This window comes from Arthrobacter sp. 35/47, from assembly GCF_000520475.1.
In the GTDB taxonomy this organism is placed as follows: Bacteria; Actinomycetota; Actinomycetes; order Actinomycetales; family Micrococcaceae; genus Arthrobacter_D; species Arthrobacter_D subterraneus.
This window is the reverse complement of the sequence record NZ_KI914594.1, coordinates 41,237-45,468: the sequence shown is the minus strand read 5'-3', so window position 1 is coordinate 45,468 and position 4,232 is coordinate 41,237. Positions and strand designations below refer to the sequence as shown.

Below are 4,232 nucleotides of genomic sequence, written 5' to 3'. Positions count from 1 at the left end.
GCATCCACTCCATCGACACCGGAACCTGTGAGCTGGTCCCGGACAGGTTCAATCCCAACGGCTGGGTGCTGCACATCAACGGCGTGCCGAGCTCCCACATCGACCTCGCGGACCCCGAGCGGCTGGACTTCGAGTACATGCGGTGGATCGGCTCCCTGACCACCTCGCAGTGGCCGGTGACTTTCCGGCTGCGCGCGCTGCATCTCGGCGGCGGGGCCTGCTCACTGGCGCGGAGCTTCGCCGCGAGATTTCCGGACGCACGGCAGGTTGTCGTCGAACTGGACGGCGCGCTGGCGGAACTGGTGCGTACGTGGTTCGACCTGCCGCGTGCGCCGCTGCTGCGGATCCGGGTGGGGGAAGCGCGGGCCGTCACCGAATCCATCTCGGACAGCAGCCGTGACCTCATCATCCGGGACGTCTTCGCGGGCAGCCGTACCCCGGTTCCGCTGACCACACTGGAGTTCGTTGAACAGGCCAGGCGCGTCCTCGACCCGGCCGGCGTGTACGTCGTCAACTGCGGCGATTCCCCTGACCTCGCGACGGCGCGCCGGGAAGCCGCGACCATTTCCGCCGCCTTCACGAATACCGTCATCATTGCCGACCCCGCGATGCTCAAGGGGCGGCGCTACGGAAACGTCATCATCGCCGGAAGCGATGCCGCGCTCGGTGAGGATCCGGGCCTCGCCCGCGAGCTGCTCGGCGGAGGGGTGCCTGCTCATCTGTGGCGGGGCCAGCAGGTGACCCGCTTCATCAGCGGCGCCCCAGTCCTCCGCGACTAGTTGAGTTGTCAGGACACGCCGCTTTCCCGCACTGATAAGCGGCGTGTCCTGCAAAATAAACGGGTTCAGCCGCGGCCGAGCAGCCTGTCCTCGAATGCGTCCGTCGCGGCGCGCAGGGCACCGACCACGGCCGCAACCGCCGGCTGGCGCAGCGAGTCCGGCCGCGCCACAAGCCAGTACCCCAGCCGCTCCGCGACCTCCTCCGGCAACAGCCGCACCAGGTCCGGGTGCAGGTTCGCCATGAAGCACGGCAGCAGCCCGATCCCGGCACCGGCCCGGGTCGCCTCCACGTGTACAAAGACGTTCGTTGAGCTGAGCGAATCCTTCATGCTCGGCAACAGGCGGCGGGGTGCATCGAGGCTGTCCACCTGGAGCATGGAGTCAATGAAGTAGACCAGCGGATGCTCGAGCACCTCGGTGATGGTGGACGGCGTGCCATATTCGGCCAGGTACTCCCGCGACGCGTAGAGCCCCAGCATGTACTCGCCCAGCCGGATCGCCTCGGCCCGGTGCACCTGCGGCCGGCCCACCACCACCTCAAGGTCCAGCCCGCTACGGGTCTGCGACGCCCGCCGGGTCGCCGCGACAATCTCGACGCTCAGCCGGGGATGATCCCGGCGCAGCCGTGCAAAGGCAGGAGCCGCGATGTAGGCGCTGAATCCGTCCGTGGCACTCATGCGTACGACGCCGGAAAGCCGGCTGGCGCCGTCGTCGTTCCCTTCCAGCGCCGACAGGGCGCGCGCCACCTCCTCCGCGGCCGCCACTGCCCGAAGACCGAGGTCGGTCAGTTCCCACCCTCCGCTCGCCCTGACGAGGACGTGGCCGCCGAGGGAACGCTCAAGCGCCGAGATCCGCCGGGACACCGTGGTGTGGTTCAGGCCCAGCGTCTCGGCCGCCGCGGTGAAGCGGCCGGTGCGTGAGACCTCAAGGAGGATGAGCAGGTCATCGGACTGGAGAGTCATGTGTGCATTTTCGCAGATAAGCCCTGCGGTACTGGGCATTGATACGCACGGTTGTGTGCAGCCATACTCAATGAGGCCCATAGCGGGTGACAGCCGTCACAAGCGCAAAACCTCACCGGATCAGCAACCACGATCCAGACGTACCAAGCGTGTCACAGCCGACACAGAGAAGGAGTAGTCCATGAGCGTCAGCTCACGCCCCGCCCATCCCGGGGGGAACCAGACCGGGACCCCGGATGAGACGCCCACCGGTCTCAAAAAGATCGTTGCGGCGTCCATGGTGGGAACCGTCGTCGAATGGTATGAGTTCTTCCTCTACGCCACCGCGGCCTCGCTCGTGTTCGGCATCGTCTTCTTCCCCAACGCCGATACCCCGCTGGACGCAATCATCGCAGCGTTCCTGACCTACGCCGTCGGCTTCGTTGCGCGTCCGCTGGGCGGCATCTTCTTCGGTCAGATCGGCGACAAGCTAGGCCGCAAGCACACCCTCCAGGTGACCATCATCCTGGTGGGCGTAGCCACTTTCCTGATGGGCTGCCTGCCCGGCTTCAACTCCATCGGCTACTGGGCGCCGGCCCTGCTGGTGGTCCTCCGCTTTGTCCAGGGCTTCGCCGTGGGCGGCGAGTGGGGAGGCGCCGTACTTCTCGTCGCCGAGCACAGCCCCAACAAGTCGCGCGGTTTCTGGTCCAGCTGGCCCCAGTCCGCTGTGCCGGTCGGTAACCTCCTGGCCACGGTTGTGCTGCTGACCATGTCCTCGATCCTGCCCGAGGACGAGTTCCTCGCCTGGGGCTGGCGCGTAGCGTTCTGGCTCTCCGCGATCATCGTGGTGATCGGCTACTACATTCGCACGCACGTCAGCGAATCCCCCATCTTCCTTGAGGCACGCGAACAGGTGGAGCGCGAAAAGGCCATCAGCTACGGCGTCTTCGAAGTTGTGAAGAAGTACCCCCGCGGCATCCTCGGCGCCATGGGCCTGCGGTTCGCGGAGAACATCCTGTACTACATCATCGTGAGCTTCTCGATCGTGTACCTCTCGCAGGTCCACCAGTACAACACCAGCTCGCTGCTCCTTGCGCTGCTGATCGCCCACGTTGTGCACTTCCTGGTGATCCCGCAGGTCGGCCGGCTGTCGGACCGCTTCGGGCGCAAGCCGGTCTACCTTGCCGGTGCCATCCTCGGGGCGAGCTGGGCGTTCTTCGCCTTCCCCATGTTCGACACGCTCAACCCCGTGATCATCATCCTCGCCGTGACCATCGGACTCTGCTTCCACGCACTCATGTATGCGGGCCAGCCGGCGATCATGGCGGAAATGTTCCCCACCCGCATGCGCTATTCCGGCGTCTCTCTCGGCTACCAGGTGACCTCGATCCTCGCGGGCTCCCTCGCGCCGATCATCGCCACGGCGATCCTGCAGGAAACCGGCTCCTGGGTGGGAGTGGCCCTCTACGTCCTCGGCGCCAGCGTGGTCACGGCCATCGCCGTCATCACCCTGCGCGAGACACGCGGAACCTCACTCCGGGACATTGACGCCGCGGATGCCGAGCGTCACGGAATTCCCGTCGGCAGGGAAAGCTAGCCATGCCTTCGGCACACAGGAACGACGACGGCGGCCTCCGCCCCACCGAAGAGCCGCCGTCGTCGGACTCCGGTTCCAACGCCGGCCCGCTCGCGGGCCGGCGGGCGATCGTTACCGGTGGTGCGAGCGGAATCGGGGCGGCCTGCGCCCGGGAACTAGCCGCTCAGGGTGCGTACGTGGTGGTGGCGGACCGCGACGCCGAGGGTGCCGGCGTCGTTGCCAAAGAAATCAAAGGGGAGGCCTGGGCAGTGGACCTGCTGGACACGGCCGCTCTGGAAGAGCTCTCCCTTGACGCCGACATTCTGGTGAACAACGCGGGAATCCAGGTGGTGCAGCCGATCGAGCAGTTTGATCCGGCCGATTTCAGGCGCATCCACACGCTCATGCTGGAGGTACCCTTCCTGCTGATGCGGGCGGCCCTGCCGTCGATGTATGCGAAGGGTTTTGGGCGGATCATCAACGTGTCCTCGGTGCACGGGTTGCGGGCGTCGCCCTTCAAGGCCGCGTACGTCTCGGCCAAGCACGGGCTCGAGGGGCTGTCCAAAGTCGCGGCGCTGGAGGGTGGGCCCCATGGGGTCACGAGCAACTGCGTCAATCCCGGCTATGTACGGACTCCGCTCGTGGAGAACCAGATCGCCGACCAGGCGCGACTGCACGGCATCAGCGAGGACGAGGTGCTGGAGCGGATCATGCTCACCGAGAGTGCCGTCAAACGGCTGGTGGAGCCTGCGGAAGTGGGCTCGCTGGTGGCCTGGCTGGCGTCCGGCCAGGCCGGCATGGTGACCGGTGCGTCCTACACCATGGACGGCGGCTGGTCAGCGCGCTGAACCTTCCACGCACGTGAATCAGCAGGACACGCCCCGAATGCAGCGGCAAACGGGGCGTGTCCTGCTGATTCAACGGAAGAGGCGGGGG

At 66.5% G+C, this 4,232-nt stretch carries 4 protein-coding genes; 3 read left to right on the top strand and 1 reads right to left on the bottom strand.

The genetic code is table 11. The annotated features are described in order from the left end of the window. The first annotated feature begins 2 nt into the window (after positions 1 to 2). Positions 3 to 779 (top strand): spermidine synthase, encoded by a 777-nt coding sequence (locus X803_RS0108300; protein ID WP_026544780.1) that lies wholly within the window; start codon positions 3 to 5, stop codon positions 777 to 779. 65 nt (positions 780 to 844) lie between these two features. Here the strand turns inward: X803_RS0108300 and X803_RS0108295 are convergent, their stop codons facing one another. Continuing rightward, positions 845 to 1,741, bottom strand: a complete 897-nt coding sequence (locus tag X803_RS0108295; RefSeq protein ID WP_035778301.1) for a LysR family transcriptional regulator — start codon at positions 1,739 to 1,741, stop codon at positions 845 to 847. Between the two features lie 181 nt (positions 1,742 to 1,922). Here X803_RS0108295 and X803_RS18685 point away from each other — a divergent pair, with 181 nt between their 5' ends. Beyond that, the gene (locus X803_RS18685) at positions 1,923 to 3,317 is read left to right on the top strand and encodes an MFS transporter (RefSeq protein WP_035778300.1); all 1,395 of its coding nucleotides are present in this window, start codon (positions 1,923 to 1,925) and stop codon (positions 3,315 to 3,317) included. Between the two features lie 2 nt (positions 3,318 to 3,319). Continuing rightward, positions 3,320 to 4,144: a 3-hydroxybutyrate dehydrogenase gene (locus tag X803_RS0108285; RefSeq protein WP_084033548.1), complete on the top strand. Its 825-nt coding sequence runs from the start codon at positions 3,320 to 3,322 to the stop codon at positions 4,142 to 4,144. Positions 4,145 to 4,232 lie beyond the last annotated feature (88 nt).